This is a genomic window from Lysinibacillus sp. FSL W8-0992 (assembly GCF_038008685.1).
Classification (GTDB): domain Bacteria; phylum Bacillota; class Bacilli; order Bacillales_A; family Planococcaceae; genus Lysinibacillus.
In genome coordinates, this window is record NZ_JBBOZQ010000001.1 from 3,951,330 (window position 1) to 3,968,826 (window position 17,497).

At 33.6% G+C, this 17,497-nt stretch carries 21 protein-coding genes; 8 read left to right on the top strand and 13 right to left on the bottom strand.

Annotation, left to right across the window (positions count from 1 at the left end; translation table 11 throughout):
* Nucleotides 1-63 precede the first annotated feature (63 nt).
* The gene (locus NSQ74_RS19855; RefSeq protein WP_340825615.1) at nucleotides 64-1,356 is read right to left on the bottom strand and encodes a glycoside hydrolase family 5 protein; all 1,293 of its coding nucleotides are present in this window, start codon (nucleotides 1,354-1,356) and stop codon (nucleotides 64-66) included.
* Nucleotides 1,357-1,743: 387 nt separating this feature from the next.
* On the opposite strand from NSQ74_RS19855, the gene NSQ74_RS19860 reads away from it, so the two are divergent.
* On the top strand, nucleotides 1,744-2,310 hold the full coding sequence (locus NSQ74_RS19860) for a sigma-70 family RNA polymerase sigma factor (protein ID WP_340825617.1): 567 nt from the start codon (nucleotides 1,744-1,746) through the stop codon (nucleotides 2,308-2,310).
* A complete protein-coding gene (locus NSQ74_RS19865; protein ID WP_340825618.1) occupies nucleotides 2,307-3,386 on the top strand; it encodes a DUF4179 domain-containing protein in 1,080 nt (359 codons plus the stop codon). The genes NSQ74_RS19860 and NSQ74_RS19865 overlap by 4 nt, the downstream gene beginning before the upstream one ends.
* 60 nt (nucleotides 3,387-3,446) lie before the next feature.
* On the opposite strand, the gene cntE is transcribed toward NSQ74_RS19865, so the two are convergent.
* A complete protein-coding gene (gene cntE / locus NSQ74_RS19870; protein WP_340825619.1) occupies nucleotides 3,447-4,643 on the bottom strand; it encodes a staphylopine family metallophore export MFS transporter CntE in 1,197 nt (398 codons plus the stop codon).
* Nucleotides 4,644-4,953: 310 nt separating this feature from the next.
* Here cntE and NSQ74_RS19875 point away from each other — a divergent pair, with 310 nt between their 5' ends.
* Nucleotides 4,954-5,376: a hypothetical protein gene (locus NSQ74_RS19875; RefSeq protein WP_340825620.1), complete on the top strand. Its 423-nt coding sequence runs from the start codon at nucleotides 4,954-4,956 to the stop codon at nucleotides 5,374-5,376.
* A 100-nt stretch (nucleotides 5,377-5,476) separates the two neighbouring features.
* Entirely contained in the window at nucleotides 5,477-5,959 is a 483-nt protein-coding gene (locus NSQ74_RS19880; protein ID WP_340825622.1) for a hypothetical protein, read from the top strand.
* A gap of 205 nt (nucleotides 5,960-6,164) precedes the next feature.
* Here the strand turns inward: NSQ74_RS19880 and NSQ74_RS19885 are convergent, their stop codons facing one another.
* Entirely contained in the window at nucleotides 6,165-6,635 is a 471-nt protein-coding gene (locus NSQ74_RS19885; protein ID WP_340825623.1) for a hypothetical protein, read from the bottom strand.
* 432 nt (nucleotides 6,636-7,067) lie between these two features.
* Here NSQ74_RS19885 and NSQ74_RS19890 point away from each other — a divergent pair, with 432 nt between their 5' ends.
* Together NSQ74_RS19890 and NSQ74_RS19895 are read left to right on the top strand one after the other, a co-directional pair.
* Nucleotides 7,068-7,628, top strand: a complete 561-nt coding sequence (locus NSQ74_RS19890) for a sigma factor-like helix-turn-helix DNA-binding protein (RefSeq protein WP_340825624.1) — start codon at nucleotides 7,068-7,070, stop codon at nucleotides 7,626-7,628.
* Nucleotides 7,629-7,764: 136 nt separating this feature from the next.
* Nucleotides 7,765-8,202 carry a hypothetical protein gene (locus NSQ74_RS19895; RefSeq protein ID WP_340825625.1) on the top strand — a complete coding sequence of 146 codons (438 nt, stop codon included), beginning with the start codon at nucleotides 7,765-7,767 and terminating at the stop codon, nucleotides 8,200-8,202.
* A 44-nt stretch (nucleotides 8,203-8,246) separates the two neighbouring features.
* On the opposite strand, the gene NSQ74_RS19900 is transcribed toward NSQ74_RS19895, so the two are convergent.
* The 3 genes from NSQ74_RS19900 to NSQ74_RS19910 all read right to left on the bottom strand — a co-directional run bounded on the left by NSQ74_RS19900 (nucleotide 8,247) and on the right by NSQ74_RS19910 (nucleotide 10,437).
* Nucleotides 8,247-8,717 carry a hypothetical protein gene (locus tag NSQ74_RS19900; protein ID WP_340825626.1) on the bottom strand — a complete coding sequence of 157 codons (471 nt, stop codon included), beginning with the start codon at nucleotides 8,715-8,717 and terminating at the stop codon, nucleotides 8,247-8,249.
* A gap of 1,257 nt (nucleotides 8,718-9,974) precedes the next feature.
* Nucleotides 9,975-10,190 carry a hypothetical protein gene (locus tag NSQ74_RS19905; protein WP_340825627.1) on the bottom strand — a complete coding sequence of 72 codons (216 nt, stop codon included), beginning with the start codon at nucleotides 10,188-10,190 and terminating at the stop codon, nucleotides 9,975-9,977.
* 61 nt (nucleotides 10,191-10,251) lie between these two features.
* Entirely contained in the window at nucleotides 10,252-10,437 is a 186-nt protein-coding gene (locus NSQ74_RS19910; RefSeq protein WP_340825628.1) for a hypothetical protein, read from the bottom strand.
* A gap of 212 nt (nucleotides 10,438-10,649) precedes the next feature.
* On the opposite strand from NSQ74_RS19910, the gene NSQ74_RS19915 reads away from it, so the two are divergent.
* Entirely contained in the window at nucleotides 10,650-11,126 is a 477-nt protein-coding gene (locus NSQ74_RS19915; protein ID WP_340825629.1) for a hypothetical protein, read from the top strand.
* A 19-nt stretch (nucleotides 11,127-11,145) separates the two neighbouring features.
* On the opposite strand, the gene NSQ74_RS19920 is transcribed toward NSQ74_RS19915, so the two are convergent.
* On the bottom strand, nucleotides 11,146-11,592 hold the full coding sequence (locus NSQ74_RS19920) for a hypothetical protein (RefSeq protein ID WP_340825631.1): 447 nt from the start codon (nucleotides 11,590-11,592) through the stop codon (nucleotides 11,146-11,148).
* A 289-nt stretch (nucleotides 11,593-11,881) separates the two neighbouring features.
* On the opposite strand from NSQ74_RS19920, the gene NSQ74_RS19925 reads away from it, so the two are divergent.
* Entirely contained in the window at nucleotides 11,882-12,886 is a 1,005-nt protein-coding gene (locus NSQ74_RS19925) for a nucleoid-associated protein (protein ID WP_340825632.1), read from the top strand.
* A gap of 87 nt (nucleotides 12,887-12,973) precedes the next feature.
* On the opposite strand, the gene NSQ74_RS19930 is transcribed toward NSQ74_RS19925, so the two are convergent.
* From NSQ74_RS19930 to NSQ74_RS19955, 6 genes are all read right to left on the bottom strand, one after another.
* A complete protein-coding gene (locus NSQ74_RS19930) occupies nucleotides 12,974-13,201 on the bottom strand; it encodes a hypothetical protein (protein ID WP_340825633.1) in 228 nt (75 codons plus the stop codon).
* A 257-nt stretch (nucleotides 13,202-13,458) separates the two neighbouring features.
* Nucleotides 13,459-13,932 carry a DinB family protein gene (locus NSQ74_RS19935; RefSeq protein WP_340825634.1) on the bottom strand — a complete coding sequence of 158 codons (474 nt, stop codon included), beginning with the start codon at nucleotides 13,930-13,932 and terminating at the stop codon, nucleotides 13,459-13,461.
* Nucleotides 13,933-14,059: 127 nt separating this feature from the next.
* Entirely contained in the window at nucleotides 14,060-15,310 is a 1,251-nt protein-coding gene (locus tag NSQ74_RS19940) for a DUF4179 domain-containing protein (protein WP_340825635.1), read from the bottom strand.
* A complete protein-coding gene (locus tag NSQ74_RS19945) occupies nucleotides 15,307-15,807 on the bottom strand; it encodes a sigma-70 family RNA polymerase sigma factor (RefSeq protein ID WP_340825636.1) in 501 nt (166 codons plus the stop codon). Before NSQ74_RS19945 ends, NSQ74_RS19940 begins: the two co-directional genes overlap by 4 nt.
* Before the next feature lie 146 nt (nucleotides 15,808-15,953).
* A complete protein-coding gene (locus NSQ74_RS19950; protein ID WP_340825637.1) occupies nucleotides 15,954-16,997 on the bottom strand; it encodes a threonine aldolase family protein in 1,044 nt (347 codons plus the stop codon).
* Between the two features lies 1 nt (nucleotide 16,998).
* Complete coding sequence (locus NSQ74_RS19955) at nucleotides 16,999-17,442, bottom strand: MarR family winged helix-turn-helix transcriptional regulator (protein WP_340825638.1); 444 nt, start codon at nucleotides 17,440-17,442, stop codon at nucleotides 16,999-17,001.
* Nucleotides 17,443-17,497: the final 55 nt, after the last annotated feature.

Below are 17,497 nucleotides of genomic sequence, written 5' to 3' on the forward strand. Positions count from 1 at the left end.
AAACCTTAAAAGAAGACTTCACCTTTTTTCTAACATTTATACGATAGAGTAGCATACGTATTTTTACTTTTCTAATCCATTTTTCAGGGCACCCCATAATGGATTACTTACTTCTACTTGTTCTCGATTTGGTAGCTTTCCTTTTTCAAATGCCTCCCAATATTTCCAATTTGGCGGTTGCTCTCCTAATTGATAATCCATGCCTTCCCATGTGTCTTCACGGAATGCATAGAACGCCCAATGCCAGCCATATTCATCAAAAATTGAAATAAGATCTGATAAATATTGATCAGCACCTTTGACCATTCGGTTAATGCCGAATTCTTCCGCAATGATTCGATTAGCAGGAATATTATTTTCTTCTGCCCACTTATCTACAGGTTGTAAAAAGTCTTTTAAAGTATCTTTATTAAACATTTTTTCCGTTTTCTGCTCTCCTACTTTCACCTTGCCAGGATAAGCATACTCGAATCCTCGTTTACGATTTTGACTTGTCATTTCATATGGCTCATACATATGAAATGCGTACAGTACATTATCATCCTGGATTGGTTTCAGATACTCAAATGCCCAAGGAGTTGCATATAATCCAGAATTAAGAATAATCGGTGTTTCTTTATCCACCAAGCGAATCGCTTCTACAATCGTTTCATACAATTTATTTAAATCGGCAGCTGTATTTTCCACTTGACTGTACCAGTCACTATAATCCTGCGTCCAAAAATCATTAAATCCTGTAGCTGTTTCAGGGTGTGGCTCATTCACTAAATTATATCCAACAACAGCGGGATGATCCTTCAATCTAGTAGCAAGATCTTGCCAAAACTGCGCTGATTGCTGATGATAACTTAAATCCTGCCATATTCGATCATCGTTTTGACGATTATTAAATTGTCTCCAACGATTTCCTGGCAAACTTAAAACTGTTAACACTACTTTTGAACCTCGTTCATAAGCTGCATCCAAGTCTGCTTTTAATGCTTCAAAATCTTCTTCTACAATACCTTCATAATGATCTACATTACCAATTAAAAAATCTTTTTTGGGATTTGAATCTGGCTGATCATTAAATAAAAAATCTCTGTCCTTTGACCATTTATCTGGAGCTAAGCGTATAAATTCGATGTTTTCTTTATTAACTTCTGTATAGTTTTCTGGTATGGATTTTGAATTCATGAAATTGGTACCTTTTTTCTGTTCATCCCAAAATGATAACTTGCTTGCTAGTGTACCTGCCTCTATATTTATTTGTTTTTCTTCTTCCTGTTTACTTGCACATCCTCCTACGAGTAATAGGACAAAAACTATAATTAACGAAAGAATACTCCTTTTCGAACGATTTTGATTGACTCTCATCTCCTCACCTCACCTCACAAGCATTGTAAAATACTAATGTCACAAGCATGTCACATAAAAAAATGTCATTCAATTGTTATAAAGTTAAAAGAAATTATTCAGCTAGATCAAAAAAAGTTTGATGATGTGATTTGTTGTAATTTTTCGGTTCCAAGTGGCGAACTGGAACGCACCATTTTATGGACAACGTACGGCATTAATTCTAAAAGCTATTAGCTCATTTCTCCCTCATTAACATTTTATCGTTCATTTAACGTAATTATCTCTCACCTCCTCCCTCCAAATATTTTTAGTGAAAATTTTTAAGTTTAAAATGAGAAATTACTGGCTTCCTTTCGTTATAGTAGATGTAAAGGCCTTTACAAAAATTTGAAGGAGCCATTTTAGATGAAATCTAATGAAACAAATTTTATCCAGCGTCTGCAATTTGGAAAAGAAGACGCACTCGAATATATTGTGGACAACTATTTATCCCTAATAAAGGGCATTACCTATAAAGTGCTATCTCCATTTAATAACCAAGGCATGATAGATGAATGCGTGAATGATATTTTGTTATCTGTGTGGCATCATGCTAAAGATTTCGATGGTGATTCTGCGAAATTCAAAAGTTGGATTTGTTCGATAGCGAAGTTTAAGGCCATTGATTATTACAGAAAAGCTGCTAAAAATATAGAGGTTTCCAGTGATTACTTGGAGCCTTCTAGTGCTGACTCTTTAGAAAAGGATTTGCTGCGCAATGAAAATAGATCGGAACTCATGCAATTGATTAACCGACTTGATCCGATTGATCAACAAATCTTTATTCGAAAATTTTTCCTTGGTGAACATTCAGAAGACATCGCTCGCAGATTTGGAAAAACGAAAGCTTCTATCGACAATCGCATTTACCGCTGTAAAAAGAAACTAAAAGTACATGCATCTGATTTTTTTACGGGAGGTAGTATGGTATGAAAAATATTTATAAGCACTTAAATGATTTGGACATTGACATAGAAGAGTTTGAAGAAATGGAAGTCAGTGCGTTTGAAAAGGCTAGAGTAAAAAAAGAACTGTTGAAAAATATTCACGCTAGCAAACAAAAGAAATGGAAAAAGTCCGTAACTGCTGCTTCTCTTGCATTAGGTTTAATTGCCTCCACCCTCTTAGGTTTATCGTTTACTGCTAACGCAGAAGAGATTCCAATTCTAGGTAATATCTTTAAATTTTTTAACAACGATGGCTTATCTGTAGACTATAAAGAAAATGCCAATCTAATAAATGGAGTTGCCAATAGCAATGGTATCAAGGTAACAGTGAATGATGCCATATATGATGGTGAAAAGCTCATTGTCACATATACAATTGAAACTAATAAATACATGGGGGAAACACTTCATATTAAGGGAATCCCGCTGATAGAAAATAAAGGTGATGGAATAAACGAGGTTTCGCGAATAGATGAAAATAAATATGTTGGGAAAGCCACAACTTTTACTGAGGAGAAGTATAGTTCCATCAATGTAAATTGGAAGCTTGATTATATCCTTTCAGATCTGACAACTGATAAAGAGCACATTACTGGTGACTGGCAATTCAGTTTTCATTTAGACAAAGCAAATATTACAGTGCAAAACATTCAACAGCACAGTGAAACGGAAGGCATTTCAGTAAATATTGAAAATATCACGCTTACACCAACATCATTCCAAATCAATTACGAACAAGCTGTTTCGAAGGAAATAGAAAATGAATGGGATATGGCAGATATAGATATTGAAGTAAAAGATAATTTAGGACATCAATATGTTAGCAACTATCATGGCGGGGCCGGTACAAATGATGTCAAAATGACTTGGAATAAAACCTTCCAGGCGCTAAATCCTGAGGCATCCAAACTCATCATCACACCAAAAGTAACACTCTCGGATTATGACGGAGTCGATTACAATACGGATGGCTCCATTAAAGGGAAATATAGATTGATGAATAGTAAAGCAAGCTTAAAAGAATTTGATATGGACGAGATTATCGTTGAAATCGAAAAATAATATATTAAATCCCTCTTGTTCAAATAGCGAAAATTATTTGAACAGAGGGATAATTATTAATTAGCGAATATTACGTTTTAACAGTACTAATCCAATAGCTATAAGAGCCACAATGGAGCATACAATAAACATTATGGCATACGATGTCAGCTGTACAACAATACCCATCACAAAACTCCCAAATGAAAATCCTAAATCATAAGTTGCAAGATAGACCCCTAGTAAAATATGTTTTTTCTTTTCTGGAATGGCAAACGATATGTAGGTCACAATTGTAGGATATAACATGGCAGATGCTAAACCATTAAACATAGCAGAGAGATAAATGAAGTAGCCAAGATGTTCCCCGAAGGCTAGCATTGTTGTTCCAATGGTGGATGACAAAAGTACAAGTATAATGAAACTCGGATGCCAATGTCCGTCAGAGGGGATTCGTTTTCGCAAAATAAAACGACTTCCTACTACAACAAGCGCTTGGATAAATAAATATACTGCTATATTCCCAAGATTGAACTTTAACATATATAGAGGTAAAAACGTCGATATTGCACCAATTATTGTAGAACCTAATATCATTGTAATAGCTGCAATAACGAGTCCTTTACTACTGGTCGTTTTTTTGACTGCACCAAGCAATTCTCGAAATGAAAAAGCAAGAACTGTCTTTTGATCTTGTGGTAAAGGAGCACGAATAAATAAAAGTAACGGCAAAATTGCCAATACGATAATACAACCAATTAAGTATTTTTCATCTAATTGTTGCCAAAGATTTATAGCCAATATAGGACCATAGAGAGAAGGCATAACTGTTGAAAGAGTATACATTGACATGCCTTGTCCACGATCTTTATTTCTTAACAAGTCACTTATGCCTAGTTGCATCGACATTGAAAAAAAGGCGAGTACGATTCCCTGCAACACTCGCACAACGTAAAGGCTATGAATACCAAATAATATATAAAGCGTAAGTGTGACAGCATGCCCTACTAAAAGCCATTTCATCATTTTTTTCACACTATACTTCGCAATCATCTGGCCAGCCCACGGTCTTAAGATCATACATATAAACATGGTGATGCCCATTATAAAGCCTATTTCACCTTCAGAAATACCACTTTTCTCAGCCTGCAGCGGAAAAATAATTGTTAAAATTGAAGATGCTGTGAAAAATAACATTGATAATAAATAGAGTTGAAGCATTGCTAAAGAAAGTGGTGTAAAAGTACTTTCCATTAAACTACTATTTTTACCTGTCATGATGTTACGCCTACCTTTTACTTTATAACCTCACATTCTCCATCATTCGAATGAGAATCATTTTCATTTAACGATATAGTAGTCTATTCTCTTTTTTTCGTCAATAACTTTTAATAATTTTTCAGAAGAGCAAAATACACCTAATCCAAGGCCTTCAGAGGAAAATAATTCCTTTAATTCCCTCCAGGATTTCCTTCTTATTTACTATTTTATAAGAAAAACAAAACAGATTTGCCTCGTTTCTTTTCAATTTACAAACAAAGATATATGTATATAAAATAGATAAAAAAGTAGTTATGGGGGTGGAGTAATGCATAAAAGCAATAGTTCATTCATTGTAGCGTCTACAAATATTATCATTATATCTTTAGCCCAAATTCTTTATTGGACAGTCCTAGAAGACTCAATAAATATGATGATTTATCAATTTTTACTTTTCCCATTTACCTTAGTGTTGATTAATATAATTTTTTGGTTTAGCAAATTTAAACTACAGTTTTATCAACACGCACTTTTTGCCTACGCTGCGTTCTTTAGTTCGATTATTATTACGTTTATTGCAGTTCTATCAACTCCTGCTCAAGAATTGCCACCAGGCGAAATTGTATTATTTGCAGATGTGTTATTTGTTGTCATTACAATAACAATACAGATGATTATCTTGTTGTTGTTAAATTCCATAATTTATGTGGTTTATAGACTCTATCTTTCTCGGAATAAAATTAATATTTAAGGTTGATTATTTGTCAAAAATGTCCCTTTTAGTATTGAAAGCATCAATTAAATTCCTAGGAAAAAACTGCTTTCAAAATTATTAAAAAGGAGAGGTAAATATGGCATTATTCCCTGAAGATAATGGAAATTTTGATTACAAAGCAAATGGTTATTACATCTATGAAAATGTGGCTGTAGGTTCTATTCAAAATGCTCGAATTAACGTGAAATACCAACGAGCAATCGCAATTTCTTTAATTCATGGTAATACAGCCGTACAATGTGCTAGTTCATTAAGAGAATGTTATAATCTTGCGGTAGAAGCTCGTAAAATTTATTTAAATACATTCCGAGAACGCTTTCCAGTTTCAGCTGAGGCAATGGCTTGGGAAATTTGGATTCATGCTACTCCAGAAGTATTGGATAGAGTGATAAATAATAAAGTTGTTCGAGTAATTCTCGGTGCTACGCTTACTGGAAAAATTGCTATAGCTATTTCAAGAGTAGTTGCTAGTCACACAGAATACGCTGATATAGGTATTAATGATGATTTACGAAGATTTGATAGTTTTTTTGAAAAAGCTTATAACTTAATCTATTAATAAATTTAAAAACAAGAGTGATATATCATTATCACTCTTGTTTTTATCAACAAATCTAGTTCAACAACATACCGAACTATAAAACAGGTAAAAAAGAGATGTTAGCACTAAAATTCCCAATGAAGCATGGTTAAATGCTATCAACTAGCCCCTCTTTATTCCTAAAATTTACTCGTTTTATAACATTATCTTAAAAACTATATTTTCAGTGAATGACATCATTATTGTTATTCGTAATTACAATATTTTCTTTATTAATAGTTGCACCAACAGAATCTTGTTTGAAAACATTGATAATCCCATCTACTACGTTTTGAATAATTTGGTCATCAAATGTTGACTCCGTGCGTAGCACAACTGAACATGTTATTTCTTGATTCTTTGTATCGCCTATATTTGATTCAGAGGTTGCCGAAACTAGCACATCTTCACCTTTTAAACCTGTTTGTTCGGCTATGAGTGATTGTATATTTGCTTTTTTTTCGTCAAACCACTTCATTGTTTCTTCATCGACTTTTTCCATAATTGATACCTTCATTTCACCATTTGGCAATATCTCAGTCAATTCACTTGTAACCTCGGGTTTCGGTTTTGGTTGTCCAATAAGATAGTACGATACAGCAAAAGTCACAGGAAGCATCGAAAATAGTATTGTTTTTTTAGATTTGCTTTTCATCGATATCACACCTTTTTAATTTACTTGTTTTAATTAGTAAACTTCTAAAGTTCCCCCCAAAGGCTTCCAAATAAAATATCTTTGAAATATGTTATTGCCTTCCCTTTCAAACGATACGATACTTATCTATTTCAACTCCCTCCTTTTATTTTTTTATAATTTATCAGAATCTTTAAGTATTTTCAATTAAAAATAGAGAGTAATTATTAAAAAAATTTACTAAGAAACCATCTTTTACAAAGGATATTTCCATTATAAAAATATTCATTTCCTTCAAATACCTCTTAAAAAAAAACCAATTCTCCACTAAATTAACCGAAAATCCCCTAACAATTTTAATCAAATGTATAGTTGATTTTGTTTCAAGAAAAGTCCTTTATATAAATAAAAAATTATTTTGAATGTATTCGCTAGCGCAAAGGAGGGATTTTTTTGATTCAAAATCAGTTACTTAAAAACTTCTTGAAAAACCCAGAAATAAAAGAGCTGTATCAAAGTTATTTAGAAAAGCCTACTGCTCGCAAAAAAGAATTGATTGAAAAATTGTTTCAAATTCATGGTCGAAAGATTCAACTGCTTAGTTATTTTTCACAAACTTTAACTTTTGAATCTCAAAAATTTGATAAAAAAATTCGCCATAACAGTAAACTTAATCAATTGATATTAGATAAAAGCATCGATGGAGGGAGCAAATTGCTTGATTTAATTCCAGATGAACAAAACCTTCATAATTTTGAATTCTACACTCCTGTTGAATCTTGTAAATTAGAAATGATTTTTGAAGATAAACAACTGTACGAAATCGTTTCTAGATTAAGTGCAAAACAAAAGGAGATTCTGTACTTCCTTTTTGTGAAGGATTGGACTGAAGGAGAATTGGCTATGGAGCTTGGTGTTTCGATACAAGCTATCAATAAGATCAAAAATCAAGCGTTACGAAAAATTAAAGAAGAGTATGAATTGGCAAAGCAGAATATTAAAGATAAGAATTAAACTACAAGTCTATGGTAGGTTTTTAGATTAAAAACTCCTAAAGGTGGTTGTTAAATCGCTTTAAATTTCCCTTTAAAAAGTGTTAAATTGGCCAACTTTAACACTTTTATATTAAATTTTAAGGAGGAATTTCATTATGGCGATTTATAATTATCGAAAAGGTTCTACTACATCAACAAATTTAACAAAAGAGCAATTACTTCAGTTGAGGCATGCAACTCTTAGTGGTGCAGAATTTTTACTTTCTACCGCAAATCATTCAAGTATTCAAGATAAATTAAAAAATGTTTATCCTGGAAATTTAAATAAGGTGTTTGGCATTTATTCTGTTACTACTATTGCCACTCGTTTGTCATTAATTTATGATGGTATGCCGCATTCAACAAGGAATACGGTAGCAACAGAAGGAAATACTGCCGTTAAAAACTTTAGCGATATTTTTAACAATGCTGACTCCAATGGTGCTAGATTAATAACTGTTAACATCAATTATTATGAACTATTCAACGCAACGACAGGGGCCACTACCTTGACACTTCCTGTTTCAGTAATCCCTACTCGATACCACTTCTAATCGTAAGCACAAATAAGCCCCTGTCTATAATAGACAGGGGTTTATTATTGAATAGCTTGTTCTAAAGTATTAAAAAATTCATCACTGTTCAGTATTTTAAAATATCTCGTATCGCTACTAAAGCATATTTCTTTTTTGTCTTTGAATATATAAATGTAATAATCCTTATTTGATTTTATTTTAAACCAATAATCTGCATCACTTAACATATATATATTGTTCGATATTTGTAATTGTAAGTTTTGAAAATTATGGACGATTTTTTTCCGCTGTTCTTCCTCCTCTATAAAAATCGTTTCATAATCCTCTATATTCCCATCAATAATCCCAATACCAAGCTTCATTTTATCAGCATTAAAATCTGCATCCTTCATTATATCCGATACTGTATAAATTTTTTCAGCTTCCGCCTTAAGAGTAGCTTCTCTTTTTTTATTTTCATATACATCCAATCCCATCAAAGCAAGACTGACTATAACTACAAAAATGACTATGAAAATTGAACGTTTCCGCATAGAGTTCCTCCTCATTTTTATTTTTTAAATTATATCAAATTTCATATATTTTCACTCTATTTAACTTAAAATTCTCGTAAATTCACCCTTTTACTCTATTGATAAAAAAAGTATGTTTCGATTATTTAATCAAAACATACCTCTATCTGCTTCATTTATTCGTTAAAGAAAGGACCAGAAATAATTTATTCAGCTGTTCCAGATAATCCTAAAGAAATCGGGGGACTTTGGCCATTTTTAAAAAGTGAATTTGTGAACGTTGGACGTTCCTATGATAGTTGGCAAAATAACTAGAAAAAAGACCGTTTCAACGGTCTTTTTGTCCTAGAGTTTGTTTTTCTATGTTCATTTTAATCATTTTTTGAAAGATTATTTAATCGCCATTTATAAAAAACTTTCAGCAAATAATCACTAATCACAAATATTGTTACAAATATACTACTTATTGAGATAGTTAAATAAATGCTATCGTTGAAAGTAGCTTTACTATCAGACATTACCAAACTAAATAATAAAGAATAGGTCAAAGCACAAAGTAAATGCTTAATATACATGACATAGATATTCATAATTTTACTATAATGTTCAATTAGTATTGATACCAATATGGCTACAAGCATTGCAGGCCCAGTAAATATAGTACTATAAATACCATATGATATGCTGTAAGAAGAGCCAATAAATAGCGGAATAATAAATATCCCAATTACTAGTGTAACGACTGCTGCAATTATTTTGTTTCTCAACATCTTTATTCACAACCTTTAATCATTTTTAATATTTTAAAATGGCTAAAGTTATACGATTTGAACGACAATATGTGTAAACAGCTATATTAAACCATATAATACATAGTATTTCGTTGCGCTACTACCTCCTGCAAAAAATCTCTTATACTTGACTTCTATTATATTTTAATACAAAAATTATTATGTATAAATTACTTTTAATGACTTATATTTTATTTTAATTTGTATTTGATCCATTACTTCAATATCACATTTCCTATAAAAGAATATATAAATAAAGGCTATGCTAAATCTTTCAAACCTGTAGCACAGCCTTTTCTAACTTATATTTTACGATTCACTATGGAAATCTGTTCGCTTTGGGATGTGGAACACTCTCTAAATGGAAGTTAGGCATCTTAACTTGAGAGTTTGATACTTGTAATTGTAAGTTTGTACATAATGGACGATTGGGTTTTGCTGTTCTCCACCTTCTACAAAAATCGTTTCACAATTCTCTATATTTCCGTCAATTCTCTTTTTTTGTTTGCGTATTTTTTTCTTTATCCATAAGTTCAAAGAAGGACGGGAGTTGCTTAAATCCTTTTCTCTTTATCGTTGATAACACTTTTAAGATTAGTTCTTGCTCTAAATCCTTTTGATCTTGCTTATTAGTTTGCCTTAACACAGCTTTAATTTTTGGTGTCAACAGTTCAATAACTTCTTGTTCAAATCTGCCATCCACCGCTATCACCTCAAATATATTTATGATATTTTTTTCGATCCTTTACCGCTAAAGCACAACATCAATTTATATGTTCGCCCCCCTCCCTCTGCGCTTTTTGCAATAATAACTGCACAGCTTGCGTGTTATTATTGACTGCTTCTGTCAATAAGGCTAGGGATTTATCAAATTTCCAAAAAACCATTAGAAACGCTACTATCGGAAAACCAACATTACTAATTAAATTCATTAATATAGATTGATCCATATTAAAACCTCCTTTGTTCATAAAGGGGACTTAACATGTATTTTATCAACCTTCTATAAGAATTATTAATGTATTTCCGAACATATAATAATAGCCTTTCCGACTACTTAGTTTTTATAAAACTAAATATCATCTATGGTTGTTATTTTGGCTACTAGTTCCCCTTTATAGATTGTTAGCTAACACAATAGCAATATAAAGGAGAGGTTAATGTGCCAACAGTAACGAAAGAATATATTGCAGTAAAGAAAATAAAAGGAGATCGCGATATTCTCTCAATTCGACTTGCGCAAATTGAAGCAATAGATTACCTAGAAGGAAGAACCAATGCAGATCAACTTAAATCAAATATTGGAAATATTGCATCACTTGCAGGTATTGCTTATTCGGTCTTCGGTAAAAGTAGCGCAATAGGGGTTGCTTTAGGTGTTATTAGTTTCCTCGCTTCAAGCCCATCTCAATCACACCGCAATGGTATGATTCAAGGGCTTAAAGCAGGTAATAATGCGGTGCAACGCTTGGAGAATGATTTAGTTAATTCATACCGATATAGTGAAACATTCGATATTGAGTTAGGGTTTTTAGAAGCGAGTGACTGGGCTACTCAACAGCAACTTTTCAAAGGAGTAACAGGAGTAGGAAAAATCCACGCCTTTTACGATGAAAAAGGTAATCGAATCCCTGTATAAAATAATGAGGTAGTCGAATTTATTCGACTACCTCATTATTATGTAAATAACTTTGAACAAACGAAAAAAATTCAGAACTATCCTCCAGAATATATTGCTTCATCATTTTAGGCCTTTCAATAATTCCAATGATATTTCTTTCGTAATCTAAAATTATTGTATAGGATTGATCTGGATTTACAGAATAAAAGTAAATATAAGCATCCTCATTAAAAGCCGGTCGATTAGGAATTATTTTCTTTTTCATCAAGAGTCTATCTAGTATTGAAGTAAATCGTTTTGTCTCCTCTTGTTCAATATAATACGATTCTCTCATATCTGAAATCAAAACATTATTGATGCTCGCAATATCCAATGTTGGTACAGCCTCATTAAAAGTAATTAGTGGTCTAGTGTACAACCATATTAGCCAAATCACAACTACTATCAACAATAACCATATTTTTTTATTGCGAATATCCATCATCCTCCTTTCCTATTTCCTCATTTTCTTTTTTTAAATTATAACAAAACACTAGCATTTCTTTAAACAGTTGTCTGAATATTACGCAAAATAAATCTATATATCAAGAACATGCACACTAAATTTCACCGTTTTCTAACTCATACGTCGAGAGAATAACACCATCACCTCAAGTGAATCTTTATCTACACCACACCAACTCCTGGTCTATCAACATATAAAATCCATGTCATTATTACTCGGGGTATGCTAAGGTAAATTATCGAAACAATTATATTAAAGGTGGATAATTATGTTAGAAGTAAGTGAAAGTAAGTTAGCACAATATGTTGTACATTATGTAAGCGATACCCTTGTTCTTGGAGAGGAAGCATTCTCTCAACCAGAGGTCATGCTAGAAGCAGCGTTTACTCAATTAGCATTTAACAAACTAGACTTTGAGCAGCAATATGAATTTTTTCATGAATCAAATATTGGATTAAATGAAGTGTATACGTACGTGAAAGCCATTTTTGATGAGGAAGCTAGTTTCCTTGAACAGTCCAAACATATTGCCACGCACTTACATAGTGCATCTGGTCATCCAAATATTAAAAGCGGCGAGTTATTTATTGGACTATTTGACAATTGTTTTATGTCGACAGAAGTAAAGAAAGTTATTGCCATTGTCAAAATTGAAGAAAAAGAAATGTTTTTAGATGTAAAAAATGAACAAAATAAAGTGACTGTCAATGGCATCGACGGCATTAATGTAAAGAAAATCAATAATATGGCCGTCATTGTAGATATGGGGGCAGACGAAGCGCCAGTTGTCTTTATGAAAACGAAAAAGAAAGAAGATGTCGTTTACTGGCAAGAACGTTTTTTGAAAGTTAAAGTAGCTGATGAACATTATCATAAAACAAACTTAGCATTAACTGAATGTAAAAAATATATTTTAAAAGAAGAGAGTTTTACCAATCCCGAAAAGTTAGGCCTTTTAAACAAAACGCTCGATTATTTCCGCAGTGAAGAAGAATTTCAAGTAAACGACTATATTGAAACTGTATTTGAATCAGCAGATTCAACGCAAAAAGATATTATTGTGAATTCAGTCAAGCCCTACGAAACTGTGATTTCCGAAAGTGCCATTGCAAAAGCTGAGAAAAGCTATAAACGTAAAATCAAACTGGATTCCGCAATTGAAATTCAAGTGAACGTACGTGATATTGAGCAAATGGATGAGCTAATTGAAGTTGGCTTTGATGAGGAAACGAATCGCAAATTTTATAAAATCTATTTTAATGAAGAAGTATAATTCGAAATAAGAGTCTGAGACAAAAGAGAAAAAGTGTAAGATTGACTGCAATCAATCTTACACTTTTTGTATTGCTGTTGATGTCCGTTACAGCGGGTCTACTGGCGATTCACTGGCTTTTAGTTGCGGTTTCTCCTTTTCAGGCGATTCACGGACTTCTATCGGCGGTTTCTCCTGCCTTACCGGCGATTCACGGACTTCTATCGGCGGTTTCCCCTGCTTTACCGGCGTTTCATGAACTTCTATCGGCGGTTTCTCCTGCTTTACCGGCGGTTCATGAACTTCTATCGGCCATTTCCCCTGCTTTACCGGCATTTCATGAACTTCTATCGGCGGTTTCTCCTGCCTTACCGGCGATTCACGGACTTCTATCGGCGATTTCTCCTGCCTTACCGGCGATTCACAGACTTCTATCGGCGATTTCCCCTGCTTTACCGGCGTTTCATGAACTTCTATCGGCGATTTCCCCTGCCTTACCGGCGTTTCATGAACTTCTATCGGCGATTTCTCCTGCTTTACCGGTGTTTCATGGACTTCTATCGGCGGTTTCTCCTGCTCTATCGGCGATTTACTTACCGCTGCCAGCTCTTTTGCATCTTCCGTATATAAACAATTTGACCGATATGGTAGGCATTATGCGTTGTCACATTCCCCACTACTTGCCACCAATTTGCATTAAAATACCCTTTTACTTCGCTTTCAAGCTGTTGTTCTGATAATAATTCTTGCCAATATAAAAGGACTGTTAATAGCTGTTGCTGAAGTTCAACGAATGTTTTATTTTCTGAAATGGTAAACGTACTGTCATTACTCCCTACCGCCTGAACTGCATGTATACTATTTTCTTTATATCTCGTTTGCCACGTTTCATTCCAATAAAGTAAATGCTGTACAATTTCAGCAATACTATTACTTTCCTCACTTACCTTCCAAAAAGCTTCTTCCTCTGTTAGATTTTTAACAGCCTCTGTCAATGGGACGTACCAGCTTGGATCGTTTGCATTCGCTAACAACTGATCGGATAAAACATCTTTTAGGTGAAACATTTACCCAACTCCTTCTTTTCCTTAATGTTAATCATTCGCTTTGAGATGGGAATCCCCTCTTTCTAAAGATCAACCGAAGTCAAAAAGATGCTCAAAAAGGATCTCCTCCCTTTTGAACATCTGTATTTTATTTTAATGGAATCTTCAATTCAATATTTTGACCGATAGGATTGAAGTAATAGTCTATTAATATTTTGGCTTTACCATCGTATTTTTTAAAGGTCTCCGTTGCGTATAGGTACTCATCATCATCTGCGTATGAGCCTCCTGCAAATTCTAACACCGTGCCATCTGCTTTTAGAGCACTCACAAAGAACATATGGCGCTCGCGATTATCCCATTTCTTTGCTGCAGTTTTTAGGCTTTGTTGCTCTACAGATATATCCCAATCTAAATAATCTGGTTTTGAAATTATTTTCTGTGTAGCAAAATCAACTTCGATAAAATCCTCACCCTTTGGCACTGCTTGTACAGCACCAATTATAAGCTTCAATGACTCTGAATCATCGAAATAATTACTTTGCAAATATACCGTGAATTTTCCATTGGAATTATTTCTGTATATTGATGAGCGATTTCTATCTGTTTCTCTACGCTCACCACTTTCCGTCACGACTGCAATATCTTCCAGTGCTATTATTTGCATTGTATTTTCCTCGTCAACTTCAATATCGAGTGCCAATTTTAGTGGACTACGGCGAATTTGTTTAATCGTAAGTTTCTGACCTTGGACATCTACAGTACGATTCGCATTAAAAACTTTTTCCTGTGCGATTTCATTTTGTAGTGAAAACGGTATTGTTATTTCAATGTTCCCTTTATCTTTATCATTAAAATGAAAAACAGCTTTAAAATCCTTTGAAGTATAGGCGATAGGCTCTAAAAAACTAAAATCGACTGAAGATGAGATGTTTGTTTGATTACTTGCATTATGAGTAAAAGAACAACCGCATTCAATTTCATCCTCTCCTTGGAACAATTGCACTTTCTCCAAAAATAATTCAAATGGCGCATCCGCATCATAGTAAAGGACAAATCCCGAATAATCTGCTATAACCCCTTGCAATGTAAGCGATAAGCCATCTTTATTTTGCGTCACATTGATTTCTTCATAGTAATGATTATCCACAATATCTTTTATCCCTTTATCTCTTCCTACCGCTAATACAATAGCCTCGAGACCAGGTATTTTTGCAACATAGCTTGCAATTGTTGGCGATACACGAATTGAAAATAAAAGACTTAGACAACACAAAAATACGATTGCAACCGAAACGATGCGCTTCTTTTTTCTTTTTTCTCTCTTCACTTTACGAAATGTATCGATTCGGATTTGATGAAGTTTGTCCTTTGGAACGTCAATCGGTAGTTTACTCATAGCCAGTCCTCCTTTTCTCTTGCGAAGGTTCTAAGTTTTTTTAGAATGTGATGAAGCTTAGACTTTACAGTACCCTCAGGAATATGATTGAGTTCGGCAATTTCTTTATTTTTTAGTTGCTGAAAATATTTCATATAGACGAGTTGCTGCTCTGATAAGGTTAATTGTTCTAACAATTTCTCAATATCTGAGTAAATGGCCCATTCAAATAAGTGATATTCTTCAATTTGAACGGTTTGTTGGCGTTTACGTAAATGATCTTTACAACAATTGATTAAGACACGCACGAGCCATGTTCTGGCATATTCGTGCTGTTGAACGGTATGCATTTTTTTAAGTGCCTTATAAACTAGCTCCTGCATTACGTCTAAAGCGTCTTGCTCATTTTTCATATATGTAAAAGCCATGCGATATAAAATATCTTCATCCATTTCAATAAGAGAAAGTATCGCTTGATGATCCCCACATATAGCACGCTGTGTCATTTCAAATTCCATCCTTTTCGCCTCCTTCCTTCATTAGACTGTAAAATACTTCATTTCGTTCAAATATTTTAAAATATTTATTATGTAAGAAGACATAAAATATTTGGTAAATAAAAAAATCCATTTCAAAAAGTCTTTAAAATGGATTCCTCTATAACTTAGCTATATTTTAATTTCCTAATATCCTCAATTAGCATTTCAACATCTTCCTTTTTAGTTGCCCAGCTAGTACAAAATCTTACAACACTTTGCGTAGCATCGAACTGTTCCCAAAAGGAAAATGAATAGTTCTTACCTAATTTAGTTAACACATCATTCGGTAAAATAGGAAACTGTTGATTTGTTTTCGAATCATATCTTAATGAATAACCTTCTTCAACAAATGCCTCTCGGATCATCATCGCCAGTTCCACAGCATGATTAGAAATCTCATAGTATAAGCCATCTTCAAACAATGTTTCAAACTGGATTCCTAACAGTCTCCCCTTAGCGAGCATTCCTCCATTTTGTTTGATAAAATAGCGAAAATCCTTTTTAAGATTATCATTTATTATGACTACTGCTTCCCCAAACATTGCACCTACTTTCGTTCCACCGATATAAAACACATCACAAAGTCTAGCGATATCTGCTAAGGATAAATCACTGTCTTTTGAAACAAGACCATATCCTAATCGAGCTCCATCCATAACCAATGGCAAACTACATTGTCGGCAAACTTTGCTTAACTCCTCTAATTCGGATTTACTGTAAGTCGTCCCATTCTCGCTAGGATGAGATATGTAAACTAAGCCTGGCTGAACCATATGTTCATGCGTGACATCATTCCAATGCGCATCATATAATTCTTTTACTTGTTGTGCTGTAATTTTGCCATCATCACTCGTTAAAGTAAGTACTTTATGACCTGTAGCTTCAATTGCGCCTGTTTCATGTACAGCAATATGACCTGTAATAGCAGCAACGGCACCTTGATGTGGACGCAAAATGGACGCGATAATTGTAGTATTCGTTTGAGTTCCTCCAACTAAGAAGTGCACATCTGCATTATCTGCACCACACGCTTTTCGAATGTAAGATCTGGCTTTATCACAATGTTCATCCATACCATAACCAGGTGTCTGCTCTTCATTCGTTTCGATTAGTCGGCTCAGTATTTGCTTATGAGCACCTTCTGCATAATCACTTTCAAAACGTATCATTTTATATTTCCTCCAACATATTTAATTTCTTTTGAATCATTAACATAGAGGCATGTATTTCTTTAGTCTCCATTGGTGACAAACCTTGCAGTAATTTCACGATTTGTTCATCAGATTTCTCATTGAGTTGATCAAATAAAGCAAGCCCTTTAGGTGTCAATCGAATCAATTTTGTTCTGTTATCCAGTATCGATGATTCTTTACTAATTAGTCCATCATTACTAAGCTTAGTAATGATTCTGCTCATGTAACTGCGATCAATATTTAGATTTTCAACTAAATTGTTTGAAATACACTGTTCCAACAAACCAATCTCAACAATTACTCGTGCCTCTGTAAAAGAATAACCGGTATCCAAAACATGTTTATCTAATAACCCAAGTAAATTCGTATAAAACCGATTGAATTGCCGTATATCAGCGATAATATTATCATTTACGTTCATATTCGCATTCCTTTATTTGTGGACTATGTCAACAAATATTAATGAATTTAGTGGA

What these genes read in the sequence shown, in the direction of transcription:
- NSQ74_RS19855 (WP_340825615.1), bottom strand. Translation starts at nt 1,356, where the DNA reads ATGAGAGTCAATCAAAATCGTTCGAAAAGGAGTATTCTTTCGTTAATT.
- NSQ74_RS19860 (WP_340825617.1), top strand. Translation starts at nt 1,744, where the DNA reads ATGAAATCTAATGAAACAAATTTTATCCAGCGTCTGCAATTTGGAAAA.
- NSQ74_RS19865 (WP_340825618.1), top strand. Translation starts at nt 2,307, where the DNA reads ATGAAAAATATTTATAAGCACTTAAATGATTTGGACATTGACATAGAA.
- cntE (WP_340825619.1), bottom strand. Translation starts at nt 4,643, where the DNA reads ATGACAGGTAAAAATAGTAGTTTAATGGAAAGTACTTTTACACCACTT.
- NSQ74_RS19875 (WP_340825620.1), top strand. Translation starts at nt 4,954, where the DNA reads ATGCATAAAAGCAATAGTTCATTCATTGTAGCGTCTACAAATATTATC.
- NSQ74_RS19880 (WP_340825622.1), top strand. Translation starts at nt 5,477, where the DNA reads ATGGCATTATTCCCTGAAGATAATGGAAATTTTGATTACAAAGCAAAT.
- NSQ74_RS19885 (WP_340825623.1), bottom strand. Translation starts at nt 6,635, where the DNA reads ATGAAAAGCAAATCTAAAAAAACAATACTATTTTCGATGCTTCCTGTG.
- NSQ74_RS19895 (WP_340825625.1), top strand. Translation starts at nt 7,765, where the DNA reads ATGGCGATTTATAATTATCGAAAAGGTTCTACTACATCAACAAATTTA.
- NSQ74_RS19900 (WP_340825626.1), bottom strand. Translation starts at nt 8,717, where the DNA reads ATGCGGAAACGTTCAATTTTCATAGTCATTTTTGTAGTTATAGTCAGT.
- NSQ74_RS19910 (WP_340825628.1), bottom strand. Translation starts at nt 10,437, where the DNA reads ATGGATCAATCTATATTAATGAATTTAATTAGTAATGTTGGTTTTCCG.
- NSQ74_RS19920 (WP_340825631.1), bottom strand. Translation starts at nt 11,592, where the DNA reads ATGATGGATATTCGCAATAAAAAAATATGGTTATTGTTGATAGTAGTT.
- NSQ74_RS19925 (WP_340825632.1), top strand. Translation starts at nt 11,882, where the DNA reads ATGTTAGAAGTAAGTGAAAGTAAGTTAGCACAATATGTTGTACATTAT.
- NSQ74_RS19930 (WP_340825633.1), bottom strand. Translation starts at nt 13,201, where the DNA reads ATGCCGGTAAAGCAGGGGAAATGGCCGATAGAAGTTCATGAACCGCCG.
- NSQ74_RS19935 (WP_340825634.1), bottom strand. Translation starts at nt 13,932, where the DNA reads ATGTTTCACCTAAAAGATGTTTTATCCGATCAGTTGTTAGCGAATGCA.
- NSQ74_RS19940 (WP_340825635.1), bottom strand. Translation starts at nt 15,310, where the DNA reads ATGAGTAAACTACCGATTGACGTTCCAAAGGACAAACTTCATCAAATC.
- NSQ74_RS19945 (WP_340825636.1), bottom strand. Translation starts at nt 15,807, where the DNA reads ATGGAATTTGAAATGACACAGCGTGCTATATGTGGGGATCATCAAGCG.
- NSQ74_RS19950 (WP_340825637.1), bottom strand. Translation starts at nt 16,997, where the DNA reads ATGATACGTTTTGAAAGTGATTATGCAGAAGGTGCTCATAAGCAAATA.
- NSQ74_RS19955 (WP_340825638.1), bottom strand. Translation starts at nt 17,442, where the DNA reads ATGAACGTAAATGATAATATTATCGCTGATATACGGCAATTCAATCGG.